This window comes from Kitasatospora sp. NPDC058115 (genome assembly GCF_042884635.1).
In the GTDB taxonomy this organism is placed as follows: domain Bacteria; phylum Actinomycetota; class Actinomycetes; order Streptomycetales; family Streptomycetaceae; genus Kitasatospora.
This window is the reverse complement of the sequence record NZ_JBHVTL010000023.1, coordinates 107,961-125,507: the sequence shown is the minus strand read 5'-3', so window position 1 is coordinate 125,507 and position 17,547 is coordinate 107,961. Positions and strand designations below refer to the sequence as shown.

Annotated in this window: 21 protein-coding genes; 7 read left to right on the top strand and 14 right to left on the bottom strand. The window is 75.4% G+C overall.

Annotated elements, in window-relative coordinates; translation table 11 throughout:
* The first annotated feature begins 18 nt into the window (after positions 1-18).
* Complete coding sequence (locus tag ACFVVL_RS24410) at positions 19-285, top strand: hypothetical protein (RefSeq protein WP_387678573.1); 267 nt, start codon at positions 19-21, stop codon at positions 283-285.
* Entirely contained in the window at positions 282-533 is a 252-nt protein-coding gene (locus ACFVVL_RS24405) for a hypothetical protein (protein WP_387678571.1), read from the top strand. Before ACFVVL_RS24410 ends, ACFVVL_RS24405 begins: the two co-directional genes overlap by 4 nt.
* Here the strand turns inward: ACFVVL_RS24405 and ACFVVL_RS24400 are convergent.
* Positions 523-1,347 carry an isocitrate lyase/phosphoenolpyruvate mutase family protein gene (locus tag ACFVVL_RS24400; protein WP_387678568.1) on the bottom strand — a complete coding sequence of 275 codons (825 nt, stop codon included), beginning with the start codon at positions 1,345-1,347 and terminating at the stop codon, positions 523-525. The two genes, ACFVVL_RS24405 and ACFVVL_RS24400, sit on opposite strands and share 11 nt — an antisense overlap.
* A 13-nt stretch (positions 1,348-1,360) precedes the next feature.
* Complete coding sequence (locus tag ACFVVL_RS24395; protein WP_380290975.1) at positions 1,361-1,858, bottom strand: carboxymuconolactone decarboxylase family protein; 498 nt, start codon at positions 1,856-1,858, stop codon at positions 1,361-1,363.
* A 224-nt stretch (positions 1,859-2,082) separates the two neighbouring features.
* On the opposite strand from ACFVVL_RS24395, the gene ACFVVL_RS24390 reads away from it, so the two are divergent.
* Complete coding sequence (locus ACFVVL_RS24390) at positions 2,083-2,874, top strand: NRDE family protein (protein ID WP_387678565.1); 792 nt, start codon at positions 2,083-2,085, stop codon at positions 2,872-2,874.
* A 207-nt stretch (positions 2,875-3,081) separates the two neighbouring features.
* Complete coding sequence (locus tag ACFVVL_RS24385) at positions 3,082-3,612, top strand: GNAT family N-acetyltransferase (RefSeq protein ID WP_380290979.1); 531 nt, start codon at positions 3,082-3,084, stop codon at positions 3,610-3,612.
* A gap of 27 nt (positions 3,613-3,639) precedes the next feature.
* Here ACFVVL_RS24385 and ACFVVL_RS24380 read toward each other — a convergent pair whose 3' ends face one another.
* The 5 genes from ACFVVL_RS24380 to ACFVVL_RS24360 all read right to left on the bottom strand — a co-directional run bounded on the left by ACFVVL_RS24380 (position 3,640) and on the right by ACFVVL_RS24360 (position 8,456).
* Positions 3,640-4,284 (bottom strand): response regulator, encoded by a 645-nt coding sequence (locus ACFVVL_RS24380; protein WP_380290981.1) that lies wholly within the window; start codon positions 4,282-4,284, stop codon positions 3,640-3,642.
* A 4-nt stretch (positions 4,285-4,288) separates the two neighbouring features.
* Complete coding sequence (locus ACFVVL_RS24375) at positions 4,289-5,476, bottom strand: sensor histidine kinase (protein ID WP_380290983.1); 1,188 nt, start codon at positions 5,474-5,476, stop codon at positions 4,289-4,291.
* 5 nt (positions 5,477-5,481) lie between these two features.
* Positions 5,482-7,689: an MMPL family transporter gene (locus ACFVVL_RS24370; RefSeq protein ID WP_387678560.1), complete on the bottom strand. Its 2,208-nt coding sequence runs from the start codon at positions 7,687-7,689 to the stop codon at positions 5,482-5,484.
* A 321-nt stretch (positions 7,690-8,010) separates the two neighbouring features.
* Positions 8,011-8,232 (bottom strand): hypothetical protein, encoded by a 222-nt coding sequence (locus ACFVVL_RS24365; RefSeq protein ID WP_380290986.1) that lies wholly within the window; start codon positions 8,230-8,232, stop codon positions 8,011-8,013.
* The gene (locus ACFVVL_RS24360) at positions 8,229-8,456 is read right to left on the bottom strand and encodes a hypothetical protein (RefSeq protein WP_380290988.1); all 228 of its coding nucleotides are present in this window, start codon (positions 8,454-8,456) and stop codon (positions 8,229-8,231) included. Before ACFVVL_RS24360 ends, ACFVVL_RS24365 begins: the two co-directional genes overlap by 4 nt.
* 59 nt (positions 8,457-8,515) lie before the next feature.
* Here ACFVVL_RS24360 and ACFVVL_RS24355 point away from each other — a divergent pair, with 59 nt between their 5' ends.
* The gene (locus tag ACFVVL_RS24355; RefSeq protein WP_387678557.1) at positions 8,516-9,034 is read left to right on the top strand and encodes an NUDIX domain-containing protein; all 519 of its coding nucleotides are present in this window, start codon (positions 8,516-8,518) and stop codon (positions 9,032-9,034) included.
* A gap of 49 nt (positions 9,035-9,083) precedes the next feature.
* Here the strand turns inward: ACFVVL_RS24355 and ACFVVL_RS24350 are convergent, their stop codons facing one another.
* The 3 genes from ACFVVL_RS24350 to ACFVVL_RS24340 are packed head-to-tail and all read right to left on the bottom strand — an operon-like array spanning position 9,084 to position 11,370.
* A complete protein-coding gene (locus ACFVVL_RS24350) occupies positions 9,084-9,734 on the bottom strand; it encodes a dihydrofolate reductase family protein (protein WP_387678554.1) in 651 nt (216 codons plus the stop codon).
* The gene (locus ACFVVL_RS24345) at positions 9,731-11,002 is read right to left on the bottom strand and encodes an RNA polymerase sigma factor (protein WP_387678551.1); all 1,272 of its coding nucleotides are present in this window, start codon (positions 11,000-11,002) and stop codon (positions 9,731-9,733) included. Before ACFVVL_RS24345 ends, ACFVVL_RS24350 begins: the two co-directional genes overlap by 4 nt.
* On the bottom strand, positions 10,999-11,370 hold the full coding sequence (locus ACFVVL_RS24340; protein WP_380290996.1) for a YciI family protein: 372 nt from the start codon (positions 11,368-11,370) through the stop codon (positions 10,999-11,001). Before ACFVVL_RS24340 ends, ACFVVL_RS24345 begins: the two co-directional genes overlap by 4 nt.
* Positions 11,371-11,592: 222 nt before the next feature.
* On the opposite strand from ACFVVL_RS24340, the gene ACFVVL_RS24335 reads away from it, so the two are divergent.
* The gene (locus ACFVVL_RS24335; protein ID WP_387678548.1) at positions 11,593-13,044 is read left to right on the top strand and encodes an MATE family efflux transporter; all 1,452 of its coding nucleotides are present in this window, start codon (positions 11,593-11,595) and stop codon (positions 13,042-13,044) included.
* Here ACFVVL_RS24335 and ACFVVL_RS24330 read toward each other — a convergent pair.
* The gene (locus ACFVVL_RS24330) at positions 12,998-13,891 is read right to left on the bottom strand and encodes a sigma-70 family RNA polymerase sigma factor (RefSeq protein ID WP_380291000.1); all 894 of its coding nucleotides are present in this window, start codon (positions 13,889-13,891) and stop codon (positions 12,998-13,000) included. The genes ACFVVL_RS24335 and ACFVVL_RS24330 overlap by 47 nt on opposite strands.
* A 129-nt stretch (positions 13,892-14,020) precedes the next feature.
* Positions 14,021-14,965, bottom strand: coding sequence for a hypothetical protein (locus ACFVVL_RS24325; protein ID WP_387678545.1), 945 nt, complete (start codon positions 14,963-14,965; stop codon positions 14,021-14,023).
* Positions 14,966-15,049: 84 nt separating this feature from the next.
* Here ACFVVL_RS24325 and ACFVVL_RS24320 point away from each other — a divergent pair, with 84 nt between their 5' ends.
* Positions 15,050-16,579, top strand: a complete 1,530-nt coding sequence (locus tag ACFVVL_RS24320; RefSeq protein WP_387678542.1) for a PLP-dependent aminotransferase family protein — start codon at positions 15,050-15,052, stop codon at positions 16,577-16,579.
* A 66-nt stretch (positions 16,580-16,645) separates the two neighbouring features.
* Here the strand turns inward: ACFVVL_RS24320 and ACFVVL_RS24315 are convergent, their stop codons facing one another.
* Positions 16,646-16,846 (bottom strand): DUF6126 family protein, encoded by a 201-nt coding sequence (locus tag ACFVVL_RS24315; protein WP_380291006.1) that lies wholly within the window; start codon positions 16,844-16,846, stop codon positions 16,646-16,648.
* A 32-nt stretch (positions 16,847-16,878) separates the two neighbouring features.
* A complete protein-coding gene (locus ACFVVL_RS24310; protein WP_380291008.1) occupies positions 16,879-17,544 on the bottom strand; it encodes a helix-turn-helix domain-containing protein in 666 nt (221 codons plus the stop codon).
* Positions 17,545-17,547 lie beyond the last annotated feature (3 nt).

The following is a 17,547-nucleotide window of genomic DNA, read 5'->3' as shown; positions in this document are numbered from 1 at the left end:
CGGGTCGTTGGGGGGTTCATGAAGAAACTCGCCACCCTGGCCGCCCTCACCCTGGCCGGTCTCGCCGCCGCCGCGCCCGCCGCGTCCGCCGCCACCTCCACCGCGTCCTCCCCGGACGCGCTCGGCGGGCTGTCCAACGGACTCACCGTCTCCCCCGCCGACCTCGTCATCCACAAGGCGAAGGACCTGCCGCTGGTCGGCAAGGCCGCCACCGAGATCGAGGCCATCGGCACCGGCCAGCTGACCCACCCGGGCCTCAGCGGCCAGATCGGGCAGGGCCTGTGACCGGCGCGCGGCGGCCCGCCGCGCTCGCCCTGGCCGCGCTGGCGCTGTCCGTCGCGCCGGCGCCCGCCTTCGCGGCCAAGCCCCCGGCGGCTCCCCCGTCCGCCGGGGACTTCGGGGCCGCCGCGTCCTGCCTTCAGGAGGTGGCGGTCGTCCCGGCGCTCGGCAGCCACGCCGCCGGGCCGGCCCACTGCGCCAACGGCAGCGTGCTCGATCACGCCGTGGGCACGCTGGGCTCGCTCACCCGGTGACGTACAGCCCCTGCAGCTCCCGGTAGTCCAGCCCGCCGTCGAGCGCGGTGTACGTGCCGTCCGCGTACACCTCCTCGGCGGCGCGGCGCACCGCCGCGTACGCCGCCCGCGCCAGACCGGGCCCCAGGCTGACCCGGGCCACGCCGAGCGCCGCCAGCTCCGGCACGGCCGGCGCGCCCGGCCCGGCCAGCACGTTCAGCGGCGCCGGGACGGCCTCCACCAGCGCGGCGATCACCGCGGGGTCGGCCACCCCCGGCACGAAGACGCCGTCCGCGCCGGCCTCGGCATAGGCCCGCAGCCGGGCCACCGCCTCGTCCAACCGTCCTTCCGGCGCGCCGAGCTGCCGCAGGAACACATCGGTGCGGCCGTTGACGAACAGCGGCACGCCGGCCGCGTCCGCCGCCGCGCGGGCCGCCGCGATCCGCTCGGCCGCCTCGGCGGCGGGCCGGACGCCGTCCTCCAGGTTGACGCCCACCGCGCCGGTGGCGAGCAGGGCGGCGACCGTCTCGCCGACCCCGGCGGCGGTGTCGGCGAACCCGCTCTCCAGGTCCGCGGTGACCGGCAGCGGCCCGGCCGCGCGGACCACCAGCGCGGTCTGCGCCAGCACCGCGTCCCGGTCGGCGGCGTCGCCGTCGGCGCTGCCGAGCGTCCAGCTGACACTGGCGCTGGCGGTGGCGACGGCCGGTGCCCCGGCGGCCGCGACCAGCCGGGCGCCGACCGCATCCCAGACGTTGGCGAGCACCAACGGCTTCCCCGGGCGGTGGAGTTCGTGCAGACGGCGGGCCTTGTCCCGCTGCTCCGTCGACGTCGTCATCGCGTCCGCCCCCCTACTTCGCGGCCGGGCTGAGGCGGGAGGTCACGCCGATCCGGTTCCAGGAGTTGATGGTGATGATCAGCGCGATCAGCTGCGCCAGCTCGGCCGGCTCGAAGTGGGCGGCGGCCTCGTCGTAGACGGCGTCCGGCACGTGCCCCCGGGTCAGCAGGGTGATCGACTCGGTCAGCGCCAGGGCGGCGCGCTCCTTGGCGGTGAACCAGGAGGTCTCGCGCCAGGCGGGGAGGGAGAGCAGCCGGCGGTGCTGCTCGCCGTGCTCGACCGCGTCGGTGGAGTGCATGTCGATGCAGAACGAGCAGCCGTTGATCATCGAGGCGTGCACCTTGACCAGCTCCGCGAGCACCGGGTCCACGCCCTGACGGGCGGCGCGCTCCACGGCGAACATCGCCTTGTAGTACTCCGGCGCCAGGTCGGGCAGCGAGATCCGCTGGCTCGGGGCGGGTACGGCGGCGTCGGTGGTGGTCGGGGTGATCGTCCCGTTCGTGGTCGTCATGACCGCCAGCCTAGGAACACGGCGGCCCGCTGTCCCGGTACGTTCGGCCATCGGAATCGTGGGCCACTTCGGGCCCGGCGGCCGGGTGCGGGCGGCGATTCTGGCACGACCGGACGGTCGGGCGGAAGGGCCCGGACCACTCCCGGTCCACGAACGGGCGTGCGAGGATCGCGGGGAGGGCGGTGCGGCCGAGGTCAGGGGGACAGGACGTGTGCACGGCGTTCGTGAGCATCGAGCCGGCGTCGGCGGTGCCGGTGCTGCTGCTGTCGGTGCGGGACGAGTACGCCGGACGGCGGTGGGCGCCGCCCGGGCGCCACTGGCCCGCGCAGCCGTCGGCCGTCGGCGGGCTGGACCTGGTCGCGGGCGGGACGTGGCTCGCCGTGGAGCCGGGCGGCGCGGGCACCCCGGGGCCCGTCGCCGCGTGCCTGCTGAACGGCTTCGGCACCCCGGCACCGGCGGAGGGCCGGCTCTCGCGCGGTGAACTGCCGCTGCTCGCCGTCCGGGGCGGCCGGATCGACGAACGGGACCTCGACCGGTACGACCCCTTCCACCTGGTGGTCCTCCGGCCGGCCGGCGCCCACGTGCTGAGCTGGGGCGGGAGCGGCGGCCGGCTCGTCGGGACGGAGCTGCCGGCCGGCCTGAGCGTGATCCTCAACGACGGGCCGGAGGGGCTGGCCGAGAGCCGCACCACCTCCGAGCGGATCCGCACCCTGATGGCCGCCCGCGCCGCCCACTTCCGCGCCCGCTTCGCCGCCGAACCCCGGCCCGAGCCCCGCCCCGGCGCCGCGACGGCCGAGCAGGCCTGGGGCGGCTGGCTGCCGATCGTCACCGGCGACGGCCTGGCGCTCGACGACTCGGCCGCCCTGGTCCAGCGGCGCGAGTTCGGCGACGGACGGCTCTGGGGGTCGTCCTCGATCTCCCTGCTCGCCCTCGGCGGCGGGGGCGTCCGCTACGACTTCGCCGCCGCCCCCGTGGAACCGGGCGGCCGCGCGGACTGGCGGCGGGTGGAGCCGTAGCCGACGCCCGGGGCCGGTCCTCCCGGTCACCGCCTGTCGGCTGCGGATCAGCGGGACCGTCGACGAACCGCTCGGCCGGAACTCCACGGTGGCACCGTCCGCCGATCTGCGTCGCGGTCGACGGGATCCCCCGGGCCGGCGCTGCGGACAAGGCGCGGTCGGGCTCATCCGTTTGCCGGCGGACGGCCCGTCGGATAGGAAGTCGCCATGCTTCGAGGCGACAAGGTCGGGCTGCGGGCCCGGTACGAGGAAGACATCCCGGTCCTGCTGACCGAGCTCTACGACGACGTGGTCAACTCCGCGCGCTCCGAGGGCCGGCCGTGGCGGCCGATCACGCCCGGCTCGAAGGACTCCCGCCTCGTGGTCGACGACACGCAGCAGGCACACGTCCCGTTCTCCGTGGTGGAGTTGGAGGGCGGCACGCTGGTCGGCACGGCGACCCTGTGGGGCATCGACACCCACAACCGGACGGCGCACATCGGACTCGGCCTGCTGCCGTCCACCCGGGGCAGGGGCTACGGCACCGACGTGGTCGCGGTGCTCTGCCACTACGGCTTCGTGGTGCGCGGCCTGCAACGCCTGCAGATCGAGACGCTCGCCGACAACACCCCGATGCTGCGCGCCGCCGAGCACAACGGCTTCGTCCGCGAGGGCGTGCTGCGCTCCTCGGCCTGGGTCCTGGGCGCGTTCGTGGACCAGGTGGTCCTCGGCCTCCTCGCCGAGGAGTGGAAGGCCTGAGCACCGGGGGCGCGTGAAGGGCCGGCCCTAGCGGCGCTCCAGCAGGCCGCGGTCGAGGGCGGTGACGACCGCGTGGGTGCGGTCGTTGACGTCGAGCTTGGCGAAGATCCGCAGCAGATGGGTCTTCACGGTGGCCTCCGTGATGACCAGGCGGCGTCCGATCTCCACGTTGGACAGGCCGTCGGCGACGGCGGTCAGCACCTCCGTCTCGCGGGCGGTCAGCGCCACGGGGGCGGGGCGGCGCAGGCGGGCGACCAGGCGTTCGGCGACCCGGGGCGCCAGCACGGTCTCGCCCCTGGCCGCGGAGTGGATGGCGTCGACGAGCCGCTCGCGCGTGGTGTCCTTGAGCAGGTAGCCGATGGCCCCGGCCTCGACCGCGCGTTCGATCTCCTCATCGGTGTCGTACGTGGTCAGGATCAGCACGCGGGTGGCCGAGCGGGCGGCGGTGATCTCCGCGGTGGCGCTCGCCCCGTCGAGCACCGGCATCCGCAGGTCCAGCAGTGCCACGTCGGGCCGCAGGCCCGCGACGAGGTCGACGGCCGCCCGGCCGTCGCCGCCCTCGCCCACGACCTCCACGGTCGGCTCCGAGGCCAGCAGGGCGACCAGCCCGGCGCGCATCACGGTGTGGTCGTCGACCACGACGACGCGGACCTTGCGTGTTCCTGAGCCCATGGCGTCACCCCTGCCCGTGGGCCGGGACGGCCGCGAGCACCCGGGTGCCGTCGCCGGGCGAACTGGTCACGGTGAGCTCGCCACCGAGTTCGGCGAGCCGCCGGCGCATGCCGTTGAGCCCGAAACCGCGCGAGTCCCGCACCACGAACCCCTGCCCGTCGTCGGTGATCTCCAACTCGATGCCGTACGGGACCGGCCCGAGCACGACCGACACCTGGGAGGCGGCCGCGTGCTTGCGGATGTTGGCCAGCGACTCCTGGGTGCAGCGCAGCAGCGCGATCCGGGTCGGCCCGTCGCACGCGACCTCCGCCAGCTCCGCCGCCACGGGGAGCCCGGTGTCCTCGGTGAACCGCTCCAGGGTCCGGCGCAGGGCCGCGGCGACCGAGCCGGGGGCGAGCCCCGACGGCGGGGCCGAACCCACCAGCACCCGCGCCTCGGCGAGGTTCTCCCTGGCGGTCCGCTCGATCGAGAGCAACTGCTGGGCGGCCCGGCCGGGATCGGCGGCGAGACTCGATCCGGCCGCCTCCGCCAGCACGATGATCGAGGCGAAGCCCTGCGCGAGGGTGTCGTGGATCTCCCGGGCCAGCCGCTCCCGCTCCTCGGTGGCGCCCTGGAGCCGGTGCGCCTCCGCCAGGCGCAGCCGGGCGGCCTCCAGTTCCGCGCCCAGCCGGCCGGCGCGCTCGTCGCCCTGCTCGACGATCCGGACCACCCCGAGCCCGACGAGCACGCCCGCCAGCCAGCCGATCAGCGTGAAGACGACGTTGCCCGCCGCGAACTCCTGGGCGTCCCAGGCCTGGTGGCGGACGATGCCGGTCACGGTGGCCGCCGCGCCGGCCGCGCTGAGGGCGATCGCCCGGCGCGGGCTCCCGGCGAACAGCCAGAACTGCGGGAGGGAGACGATGAACAGCGCCGCGCCGTCGCCCCGGACGAGCGCGAGGGCCCCCATGCCGACGACGAGCGCGCCCAGGAAGGCCCGCGGCCGCAGCACCGGACGGCCGGGTCGGACCACGACGCCCGCGTAGCAGAGGGCCAGCGCCGCCGACAGCCCGATCGACCAGGAGGTGGTGGCGCCGTCGTCACCGAGCACGGAGACGACCGGGGGGAGGACCCCCAGGACCACCCACACCACCACGTACCAGCGCCGGAGCGACCGTAACCGGAACCGGTCCTCGGACTGCGGAGGTCGAGTCATGACGATCAGCCTACGAGCGCCTGCCGGGAGCGCGGGCGGGGACGGGGGCGAGGACGCGGGCGGGGGCGCCGCGGCGGCCACCAGGCCGTGTCGCGGAGCAGCAGCAGGGCCGAGGGCAGCACCATGAGCCGGACCACCACGGCGTCCAGCAGCACGGCCACGGCCAGGCAGAAGCCCATCTGCTTCATCTCGGTGAGGTGCAGGGCGACGAAGGCCCCGAACACCGTCACCATCACGGCCGCCGCGCTGGTGACCACCCTGGCCGACCGGCCGATCCCGGCGAGGACCGCCTCGCGGGCCGGCATCCCGGCGCGCACGAACTCCTGGATCCGGCTGACCACGAACACCTGGTAGTCCATCGACAGGCCGAACAGGATCACGAAGAGGAACAGCGGCACCCGGGAGGCGATCGCGCCGAGCGAGTCGAAGGCGAGCAGGCCCTCGGCCCAGGTCCCCTGGAAGACCACGACCAGCAGGCCCAACGAGGCCGCGGCGGACAGCAGGTTGAGAACGACGCCGAGCAGGCCGAGGACCGGCGAGCGGAACGCCCGGAGGGTCATCAGGAAGGTGGCCAGCAGCAGGAGGCCGATGACCAGGGGCAGTGTCCCGCGCTCGTGGGCCACGTAGTCGCGGCCCCGGGCCACGTCCCCGCTCACCGCGCTCTCCGCACCGGCCAACGAGCCGACGGTGGCGGGCAGGTGGGTCCGGCGGAGGTGGTCGAGGGAGGCGATCGCCTGGGAGGAGGAGGCGGGGAACGGGACGGCCAGTTCCAGCACGGTGACCCGGCCGTCGGCGGAGTGGCGCAGCACCGGTTCGGCGGTGGTGGCTCCGGCGAAGAGCGGGTCGGCCTGGGCGCGCCGGCCGAGGTCCGCCAGCGCCCGCTTCACCTCGGCGGCCCGCTCGGGGGCGGCGCGGGTGACGACCTCGTGCCTGGTCAGGAGCTCGGGGAAGGCGTGGGTGAGGCGGTCGTGGACCCGCATCGCGTGGATGTCGCGGGAGAAGGTGTCCCTGCCGGGGTCGACGAGCCGCAGGCCGAGGGCGGGCGCGGCCAGGCCGAGCATGAGGAGGGTCGAGAGGCAGAGGGTGAGCGCGGGGTGCCGCTGCGCGGGGCGGAGCAGGGCGCCGGCCAGGCGGCCCGGGCCGTCCGCCGTGCGCTTCGCCCGGCCCTTGGTCCTGCGTTCGGCGCGGCGTTCGGCGCGGCGTTCGGCGCGGCGGCCGATCGTCACCAGCAGGGCGGGCAGCACGGTGAGCGAACTCGCCACGGCGACCGCCACGACCAGGATCGTGCCCGTCGCGAGGGAGGAGAAGATGACGTCGGAGGCCAGGTAGAGGGTGGCGGTGGAGACGATCACGGCCAGACCGGAGACGACGACGGCCCGCCCCGCGGTGGCGGCCGCCAACTCCACCAGCGCCTCCGGCGCGAGCCGCCCGCCGCTGCGGGCCCGCTCCTCGCGTTCGCGCTCCAGGTGGAAGAGGGTGTAGTCGACGCCCACGGCCAGTCCGATGAGCAGGATCATGTTGGTCCCGACCCCGGCGTCGGGGACCAGGTGCGAGGCCAGCATCGACAGGCCCAGGGCGGCGGCGATGGAGGAGAGCGCGAGCAGCAGCGGCACACAGGCCATCACCACCGAGCCGAAGACCAGCAGCAGGGTCACGAGCGTCACCGGGAGCGTGAGGCGCTCGGAGAGCGCGAGGTCCTTCCCGCGCTGCTCGTTGACGCCCTTGCTGATGGAGGGCGAGCCGGTCTCCTCGATGATCAGCCCGGGGTGGGCGGCCTGCGCCTTCGCGGTCTGGTCGAGGAGCGGGACGACGTTCTTCTTTCCTTCGAGCTCGGGCCCCTTCAGGACCACGGAGACCCGGACGGCCTCGCCGTCCGGTGACCGCACGGGGTCGGCGACCTCGGCCACCTCGGGCAGTGCGCGCATGCGGGTGGTGATGTCCTGGGCCGCGGCGGTGGCGGCGGTCGCGTCCAGCTTCCCGGAGGCGGGGCGGATGAGGATGTGTTCGACGGGCTTTCGTTCCAGTCCTCCCTGGGCGGCGATCGCCTCGGCACGCCCGGCCTCGCCGACCCGGTAGTCCTCGCTGGTGGCCTCGTTGGTGCCGACGGCGATCCCGGCGCCGAGGCAGAGGACGACGAAGACGAACCAGCCGACGATGGCGGTCCGGGCATGCCGGGCGCTCCAACGGGCCATCCGCACGGGGAGTTGATTCATACCGCCGATCCTCCGCAACCGGAGCCGGCTCGCGGCACGCCCGCCCGGTGGAACCTGCCGTCCACCGGTCGGTGGACGGCCTGGGAAGTCGGACGGGCCGACTTCCCACGCCAGACAAGCTGCCGGCTACGGCGGAGACCATGAGCAAGGGCGGAGCCCGAGCAGCGCAGGAAGTCGGACGGGCCGACTTCCTACGCCGGGCGAGCATCAGTTGCGGCAAGCGCGCCAGCAGCGATGAAGTACGCGGACAAAGACGAAGCCTGCCTGGCTAATCTCGGCGCAGGAAGTCGGACGGGCCGACTTCCTGCGCCGGGCGAGCGGTCAGTTGGGGTGGGTGTGCCAGTAGTGGTGGAGGGCGCGGGCGAGGGCGGAGTTGGTGAGGAGGGTCGCCGCGCAGAGGAGCAGGAGGAAGAGGAGGTTCGCCGCACCCGGGGTGTGGGGGCGGAGCGGGCGGGTGGCGAGGGCGGCCATCGCCGCGCCGGCCGCCACGGAGGCGGCCGAGGTGGCGAGGAGGAGTGCCCTCGGGGGTCGGGGGCGGCTCACGGGGTGGTGGCCTGACTGCGGGGCGGGGTGAGGGAGACGTATTCGGGGCGGGTCGTCCACTCGATGCCGCCGCCGACCGGGCGGAGGTAGAGGCGTCCACCGATGGTGTCCATGTAGACGCCGGTGCGGTGGGTCCGGCGGTCGTGGACGATCGGCAACTTCTCGCGGGCCACCGCGACTACCGTCCAGTGGAGGATTTCCTGGCACGATTCGATGAGACGCACAGGGCAAGGATGCTTCTGCTCGCCGACGTCATGATCCCGCAAACTCGGGGAGGCACCTCATGAATCCATCACCCACCGACCCGGTCGCCTGGAACGCCTACCTCGCGGAGGGGAACGCGAGGCAGGCTCGGAAGCGGGTGGCGGCGGATGTGATTCTCCGGGATGCCGCTGGGCGGGTGCTCGTTGTCGACCCCACCTACAAGGAGGGGTGGGACCTTCCTGGCGGGATGGTGGAAGCCAACGAGCCTCCGCATGAAGCGGCGGTCCGGGAGCTGCGCGAGGAGCTAGGCGTTGAGATCGCGATCGGCGGTCTGCTCGTGGTCGACTGGGTTCCGCCGCACGGGCCTTGGGATGACCAGCTCGCCTTCATCTTTTCCGCTTGCCTCGTCGGTGACACCGACGAGGCAGGCATCGAACCCCTCGACGGTGAACTCGCGGAGGCCGTGTTCCTTCCGGTCGGCGAGATACCGGCGCTGCTCCGGCCGCGCCTGCGCAAGCGCTTCGGCGCGGCCCTCCGCGCGCTCGACGATGGGCGGGTCCGCTACCTCCACGACGGGTTGCCGACATCGGGGTTGTAGGCGCCCCCGGGAGGTACGCGGTCCTCCCGGGGGCGCCGCTCCTCTCCCGCTACTTCCGCCAGAAGAGGTGGTGGGTCACGCCGCTCGGGCTGGGGACGACGTCGACGTGGAAGCGGTCGCGCAGGTCGTCCGGGGAGTCCCACAGGCGCCGGCCCGAGCCGAGTTCCAGGGGGGAGACGGCGATGTGCAGGGTGTCCACGAGGTCGGCGTCGAGGAACTGCCGGATGGTGCTCACCCCTCCGCCCAGACGGACGTCCTTGCCCTGGGCGGCCTCCTTCGCCTGTGCGAGCACCTCGGCCGGGTCGCCCTCGACGAAGTGGAAGGTGGTGTCCGACAGGGTGATCGACGGCCTCGCGTGGTGGGTCAGGACGAAGACCGGGGTGCGGAACGGGGGCCGGTCCCCCCACCAGCCCTGCCACTCGTGGTCCTGCCAGGGGCCGCGCTGGGGGCCGAACTTGTTGCGGCCCATGATCTCGGCGCCGATGTTCCGCGGGTAGTCGCGGGTGAGGTAGTCGTCGAGGCCGCGGCTGCCGCCCGGGTCGGTGCGCATCGGCCAGCTCGCCGTGGCGCCGGCCCAGGAGAACAGCCGCTCGGGGCCGTCGAGGCCGAACGGGCGCTCCAGGCTCTGGTCCTCACTGGCGCCGGCGGCGATGCCGTCGGCCGAGACGTTGAAGTTCTGGACCCGCAGGAGTTGGGTCATGCGTTCCTCCGGTGTGCGGCGCCCGCCTCCAGACGGCGGGCGTGTTCGGTGAGGTGCCGGCGTTCCGGGGCGCTGGTCGCGCGGCGGGCGGCTTCGCGGTAGACGGTCGGCGCCGTGGGGTCGCCGAGGAGTTCCAGGAAGTGGGCACGGGTGGCGAAGAGGCGGTGGTGGCGGGCGAACCGCTGGTCCGCCTCCAGCGGGGCGAGGGCCGCCAGCCCGGCCTGCGGACCCCGGACCATCGCCAGCGCCACCGCCCGGTTGAGGGCGATGAAGGGGTTGTCGCCGAACCGGACCAGCAGGTCGTAGAGCGCCAGGATCTGCGGCCAGTCCGTCGACTCGGCGTCCGGCGCCTCGTCGTGCACCGCCGCGATCGCCGCCTGGACCTGGTACGGCCCCACCTGGCCGCGCGGCAGCGTACGGCTGATCAGCTCGACACCCTCCTCGACGAGGGCCGGGTCCCACAGCGAGCGGTCCTGCTCCGCCAGCGTCACCAGCTCCCCGCCCGCCCCCGTTCGTGCCGGTCGGCGTGCATCGGTGAGCAGCATCAGGGCGAGCAGCCCGGCCGTCTCGGCGTCCTCCGGGACGAGCCGGAGGAGCAGACGGGCCAGGCGGATCGCCTCGCCGGACAGCGCGGGCGCGGTGAGGTCGTCGCCGTTGCTCGCCGTGTAGCCCTCGTTGAAGATCAGGTAGATCACCTGGCGGACGTCGGAGAGCCGTTCCGGGAGCCGCCGGTCGGGCAGCCCGGCGGCCCGGACGGTCTGCTTCGCCCGGCTGATCCGCTGCGCCATCGTCGCCTCCGGCACCAGGAACGCCGCCGCGATCTGTGCCGTCGTCAGACCGCCGACGGAGCGCAGGGTCAACGCGATCCGGCTGGGCGCCGACAGGTCCGGGTGGCAGCAGAGGAACAGCAGGTGCAGCGAGTCGTCCCGGCCGGACGCGGACGCCGTGTCCGGCGGCGGGCTGAGCAGCGCCGACTGCGGGGTGGCGAGGGCCAGCGCGTCCTCGCGACGCCGCCGGGCCACCTCGCTGCGCACCGCGTCGGCCAGCCGCCGCCCGGCGACCGTCACCAGCCAGCCGCGCGGGTTCTCCGGCACCCCCTCGGCCGGCCACTGGGTGGCGGCGGCGAGCAGCGCCTCCTGCACGGCGTCCTCGCAGGCGTCGAACTGCCCGCGCCCGTAGCGGCGCACCAACGCCCCGAGGGCCTGCGGCGCGAGTTCGCGCAGCAGACCCTCCAGACCGCCCGGGCCGGACGGTACGACGCCGCTCACACGTCCGCCGAGGGGGCCGGGGACTCGTGCAGGATCGGCCACAGCTCCACCGGCTCGACGTCCGCGAACGGCATGTCGGCGGCGATCTCCTGGGCGCGCTCCAGACTCTCGCAGTCCAGCAGGTAGAAGCTGGCCAGGTACTCCTTGGTCTCCAGGTACGGCCCGTCGGTGACCGCCGGGAGCCCGTCCGCGCGCCGCACCAGCTGGGCGGCGGCGGCGTCGGCCAGGCCGTAGGCGCCGAACAGTTCGCCGCTCTCGCGGTACTTGGTGTTGAACGCCTCCTGCTTGGCGATCGCGGCCGGCCACTCCTCGGCCGGGAACGAGTCCCACTTGGCCTGGTTGCCGTAGATCATGGCGACGTACTTCATCCCGGGTGTCCTCCCGTCCCGCGTGCCCCGTGCGGCGCGCTCCACCCCGTGGTCGGAGCGGGCCGCGAGGCCTCGACATCCGTCGGCAGAATTTCTTCGCCATCCTTCCGCACCGCGCCGCGGAGGGTGGAAGGGCGCGTCCGGTCTTCCGTTCGGGGGCGGAAATTTGGCATCGTCGGCGGACAGCGTGCGAACGGGCGGGGGGCCATGACGCGGACAGCCATGACACGGACGGCCGCACCACCGCCCACCGTGCGCCGGATCGCGGGCTTCGCCGCGCCCGTCGTGCTCAGCGAGGCCGTCGCCCTCGGCGCGCAGTTCGCGGTGGCCGCGATGCTGGGGGCCGCCGGCGGGCACGCGCTCTACCTGCGCTCGCTCTACACGCCCGTCGGCTTCCTGCTGGTGGCGCTGAACTCGGGGCTCTCGATCGCGCTCCAGGTGGTGGCCGCGCGCGCCGCCGGCAGCGGGCGGCGTGCCGAGCTGCCCGGTCACCTCGCCGCCGCGGCCCGCATCGGCGTGTGCTGCTACCTGGTGTGCGGCGCCGTGGTGGCGGCCGCCGCCGGGCCGCTGGGGGCGCTGCTCGACGTGCCGGCCGCCGACCGGGCGCCGTTCCGCGTCTTCCTGGCCGCGATGGTGGCGGTGAACGCGGTCGGCGCGCTGGGCGAGCTGTGCGCGGCCGTGCTGCGCGGCTCCGGCGCCACCGGGCGGGGGCTGCTGCTGACGCTCACCTCGGCGGGCCTGCTGCTGGCCGGGGTCGGCGGACTGGGGCTCGGGGCGGGCTGGGGGCTGCGGGCGCTGCCGGTCTCGGCCCTGGGGGCCGGGGTGGTGGAGGTGCTGCTCGGCGCGCTGCTGCTGCGACGGGCGGGGCTGCTGCAACGGGCAGGGCTGCTACGACGGGCGGGGCTGCTGCGCCGGACGGCGCCGACGGACCGGCCCGCGACCGGCGGCGGACGGGGCGAGGTGCGGGCGGCGGTGGTGTCCGTCGGCGTGCCGGTCGGCGCCTCGTTCCTGCTGCTCTGCGCCGTCAACCTGGCGCTGCTGCGGGTGGTGACCCCGTTCGGCCCGGGCGCCGTGGCCGGGTTCACCCTCGGCTCGACGCTGCAGAGCGCGGTGATCGTCCCGGCCGTGGGCTTCGGCTCCGCCGTCGCGATCCTGGTCAACCAGGCGGGCGCGGCCGGCGACCGGGCCGCCGCCCGGCGGGCCGTGCGCACCGGGGGGCTGCTGACGGCCGGCTGCTACCTCCCCGTGACGGCGCTGCTGTGGACGGCGGGCGCGCCGCTGGCCGCCCGGCTCTCCGACGACCCGGCCACCGCCGGGCAGGCCGCGCGCTTCCTCCAGCTGGCCGGGCCGTCGTTCGGCTGCACGGCGCTGGCGCTGACCGCGCTGACCCTGCTGGAGCAGACCGGGCACGGACTCGTCGCGTTCACCCTCAACGTCGTGTACTTCGGCGCCGTGATCGCCGTGGGCGGGCCGTTGAGCGCGGCCCGGCACTCCACCGACCCGCTGTACCTGACCATGACGGCCGGGGCCTGCCTGGGCGTCGCGGTCTGCTGGACGGTGCTGTGGTGGCTGCTCCACCGGCCGCGGGGTGCGGCCCTGCGGCCGGTGGAGGCGCGGCGGGAGGACGTCAGGCCGCCGACAGGCCGAGGCGCTCCAGGCGCTCCGGGTCGGTGAAGATGGTCAGCTCGACGATCCTGCCGCCGCGCACGGTGAACGCCGCGAGCGAGACCGGGCGGCCGTCCACGAAGGCGGCCACCGCCGGTTCGCCGTTGACCAGCACCGGGCGGGACTCCCCGGCGAACTGCGTGCCGAACGCGCTCGCCCCGGCCGCCACCTCGGCCGCGCCGCGCCGGAAGGTGGCCGGCCGCAGGGCGCCGCCGTCGGAGCGGGCCACCACGTCCGGGTCGAGGACGGTGAGCAGGGCGTCGAAGTCCCCGCCGCGGGAGGCGGCCAGGAACGCCTCCACCACCTCGCGGCGCAGCGCCAGGTCGGCGTCCGGCGCGGGGGCGGCGCCCTGGACGCGGCGGCGGGCCCGGCTGGCGAGCTGGCGGGTGGAGGCGGAGGTGCGGCCGAGGATCGGGGCGATCTCGTCGAACGGCACCGAGAACAGGTCGTGCAGCACGAATGCCAGCCGTTCCGGCGGGGCCAGGGTCTCCAGCACGATCATCAGCGCGATGCCGACCGAGTCGGCCGTCAGGATCTCCTGCTCCGGATCGGGTCCCCGGGTTCCCCCGATGACCGGGTCGGGCAGCCGGACCACCTGCCCGTCCTGGTCCTGCAGCGGGTCCTCGCGCCGGGCGACCCGGGAGCGCAGCAGGTCCAGGCAGACCCGGCCGGCCACGGTGGTCAGCCAGCCGCCCAGGTTGGCGACCTCGCCGACGTCCGAGCGGCTCAGTTTGAACCACGTCTCCTGGACGGCGTCCTCGGCCTCGCTGAGCGAGCCGAGCATCCGGTAGGCGACCGCCCGCAGATGGGGCCGGTGCTCCTCGAAGCGCTCGGCCAGGAAGTCTTCCCCGTTCATCCGTCACACCTTCGCGTCGGGATCCGTCAGTACCTTGACGGACGCCAGCCGCTCGGCGTGACACGGACACGGACGCGGATACGGACGGATCCTGCCCGCCCCCCGGGCCAGGACGCGGCAGCGGGGCCCTCAGGGGCGGCGCGGACCGCGGGCGGGCGCGGACGGGCCGCCGGAGGGACGCGGGCGCGGCGGACGCGGCGGGCGGGCCGCGCCCGGGGCGGCCTGGCGGCGCTGGATCTCCCGCCAGATCCGCGGCGGGCACGGGCCCTGGGGGTGGTCGGAGAGGAAGCTCTCGTACGGCACCCGGCGCGGCGTCATCCCGATCTCCACCCAGGACGGCTTGCCGGTGCGGTCCCAGCCCTCGTTCTCCATCCGGATGTAGTCGTCGCGGTGGTCCTTGTCCTTGCTGGTGATCTGCAGGACCTCCGCGTACCCGGCCCGGGCGCCGACGACCACGCAGTAGTGCCGGGCCGCCTCCGCGCGGTCCCGGAACGGCACCATCGCCACCCACACCTCCCCCGCCGCCGGGCGGCCGACGGTGGCGGTGCGGGAGGAGGCCCGGTCCGTGGCCGGGGCCGTCCGGCGGGCCCGGACCGGCTCCACCGGGTCACCGGACCAGGACCGGACGCCCAGCCGCCAGATCCAGGCGAACACGCCCACCAGGAGGCACTGCAGGGCGTAGCCGTTCGCCGCCGCCGGATCGTGGCCGGTGCCGAGGACCTTCGGCACGAGGTACGCGCCGACCAGGTGGGCGACCAGTGAGCACGCGGCGGTCAGCACGGCCGCCCGCGCCGGCACCACCCACCGGGCGACGGGCCGCCGGTGCCGGCCCGCCGACCGGTCCACCAGCAGGGCGACCGCGTACGCGATGCCGACCAGGATCGCCACCTGCCCGGGCGTGGCGTGCAGCGGCGGGGTCTGCGCCCGCATCAGGGCGGGGACCACGACCGGCACGGCGAGCGGATACCCCAGCAGCACGCAGAACAGCGGCACCAGGAGAACCGCCGGGCAGCCGCCCCGGCCGGGCCGTCGTCTTCGCGGCGGAACCGCTGAACTCCCGTACTGGTACGCCATGTTCGCCACCCCCAGCGCGATCGTGCGTCCGGCGCAATGTATCGGAGATCCGGGGTCCGCGGGGGTTGCGGCGATAATCCCGCCATGAGCCGCCCCCGAACCACCCGTGACGCCGCTTCGTGGACCGCGTTCGGCGGCGACCTGCACCTCGACCTCGGCGAACGGCGCGCCGCCGGGTCCGGGCTGCGTGCGGCGCTGGAGGACGCGCTGCGCGCGGCCGTCCAGGACGGACGGCTCGCGCCCGGTACCCGGCTGCCGTCCTCCCGGGCGCTCGGCGAGGACCTCGGGATCGCCCGGAACACCGTCGTCGAGGCGTACGGGCAGCTGACCGCCGAGGGCTGGCTCAGCTCCCGGCAGGGCTCCGGGACGACGGTCGCCGGACGCGCCGCGCCCCGGCCCGCCGGGCGGGCCGTGGAGGTCCGGGCGGGCGGGCGCCCCACCGGGCGGCACGACCTGCTCGCCGGGCGGCCGGACCTCTCGCTGTTCCCGCGCAGCGCCTGGCTGGCCAGTGCCCGCCGGGCACTGGCGGTGGCCCCGCACGAGGCCCTCGACTACGGCTCGCCGCTGGGGCGGATCGAGCTGCGTCAGGCGCTCGCCGACTACCTGGCCCGGGTGCGGGGCGTGCGCACCGACCCGGAGCGGCTGCTGGTCTGCGCGGGCTTCGGTCAGGGCCTCGGCCTGCTGGCCGCCGCGCTGCGCGAGCGCGGGGCGGGGCGGGTCGCCGTCGAGGCGTACGGGCTGCCGCCGCAGCGGGAGACCCTGCGGGCGTCCGGGCTCGCTCTCGCACCGTTGCCGCTGGACTGCTCCGGGGCGCGGACGGAGCTGCTGGCGGAGCTGTCGGGCGCGGGAACGGGCGCACGGGAGGGCCGGCGGCGGACGGACCGGCCGGGGACGGACCGCCTGGGGACGGACCGGCTGGGGGCGGTGCTGCTCACCCCGGCGCACCAGTTCCCGACCGGCGCGGCGCTGGCCGCCGACCGCCGGGCGGCCGCCGTCCGGTGGGCCCGCGAGCACGACGGCTACGTGATCGAGGACGACTACGACGGCGAGTTCCGCTACGACCGGCAGCCGCTCGGCGCGATGCAGGCGCTCGACCCGGACCGGGTGGTGTACGGCGGCACCGCCGCCAAGAGCCTGGCGCCCGGCCTGCGGCTGGCCTGGCTGGCGCTGCCCGACGAACTGGTGGAACCGGTCGCCCGGCTCAAGGCCCGGGCGGACACCATGAGCCCGGTGATCGAGCAGCTCACCTTCGCCGAACTGATCACCTCCGGCCGCTACGACCGGCACGTGCGGCGCTGCCGGCTGCACTACCGGCGCCGCCGGGACCGGCTGGTCGCGGCGCTCGCCGAGCGCGCCCCGCGGGTGCGGGTCACCGGGATCGCCGCCGGACTGCACGCCGTGCTGGAACTGCCGCCCGGCTCCCGCCCGGAGGCGGAGTCGGTGGAGCGGGCCCGCGCCGCCGGCCTGGTCCTCACCGGCCTCGGCTGGTACCTCGCCGGTGACACCCCGGCCCCGGACGCCGCCCCGGCCCTGGTCGTCGGCTACGCCACCCCGCCGGAGCACGCCTTCCCCGCCGCCCTCGACGCGCTCTGCGCGGTGCTGCGCACGGCGTGAGGAGCCCGGGACGGGCCGGGGCCGCCGGGCGGGTGCCTCGGCGGCCGGGGGCGGGCGGAGCGGGGACTACTTGTTGCGGCTGCCCAGTTCGAACAGCAGCATGATGAAGCCGGCGAAGAGGTGGATGCCCGCGGTGTAGATCACCAGGCGGTGGTAGACGCGGCGGTTGGCCCACTTGCCCGCGTCCATGGTCTTCGGGGCGTCCTCGGCCCTGGTGTCCGGGACGGGCACGGCGGTCGGGGCGGGAGTGGCGGCGGTCTCGGCCATCGGGGTTCTCCTCCGGTTGTCCTGACGTCGGGTCAGTGGTGCGGGGCGGCGGGGCCGCCACCGAGGCAGAGTTCGCCGCCGGGGCTCTGCAGCAGGGTGTGCATGAAGAGCAGTTCGACCCCGGACGAGGAGTCGGCGGCGATGCAGTGCGGGGTGAGCGAGTCGAAGTGGGCGGAGTCGCCCACCTCCAGCAGGTGGACGCGTTCGCCGAGGGTCAGCTTCAGCCGGCCCTGGAGGACGTACAGCCACTCCTCGCCGGGGTGGACGCGGACCACGGCGTCCTGCACGCCCGGGGGGACGTGCACGCGCAGCGCCTGCATCGCCCGGCCGGGCGCACCGGTGCGCCGGTAGCCCCAGCCCCCGGCGCGGCCGGGCTCGATCGCGCCGCCGCGCACCACCGGGTCCGGCTCGGTGAAGGTCTCGCCGAGCAGGCCGGAGACGGAGGTGCCGTAGGCACGGGCGAGTCCGAGCAGGACGGGCAGCGAGGGCTGCCGGCGTCCGGTCTCCAGCCGGGACAAGTAGGCTGGGGACAGACCGATCCGGGCGGCGGCGACCTCCAGGGTGAGGCGGCTGCTGAGCCGGTGGTCGCGCAGCCTGGCGGCGAGGCCGGCCACCTCCTGCGTCTCGTGGTCGCCCACGGGGGCGGCGGGGACGGCGTCGGCGGGAGCCTCGGGCGGACCGGCTGGGCTGGTGGTCATGTG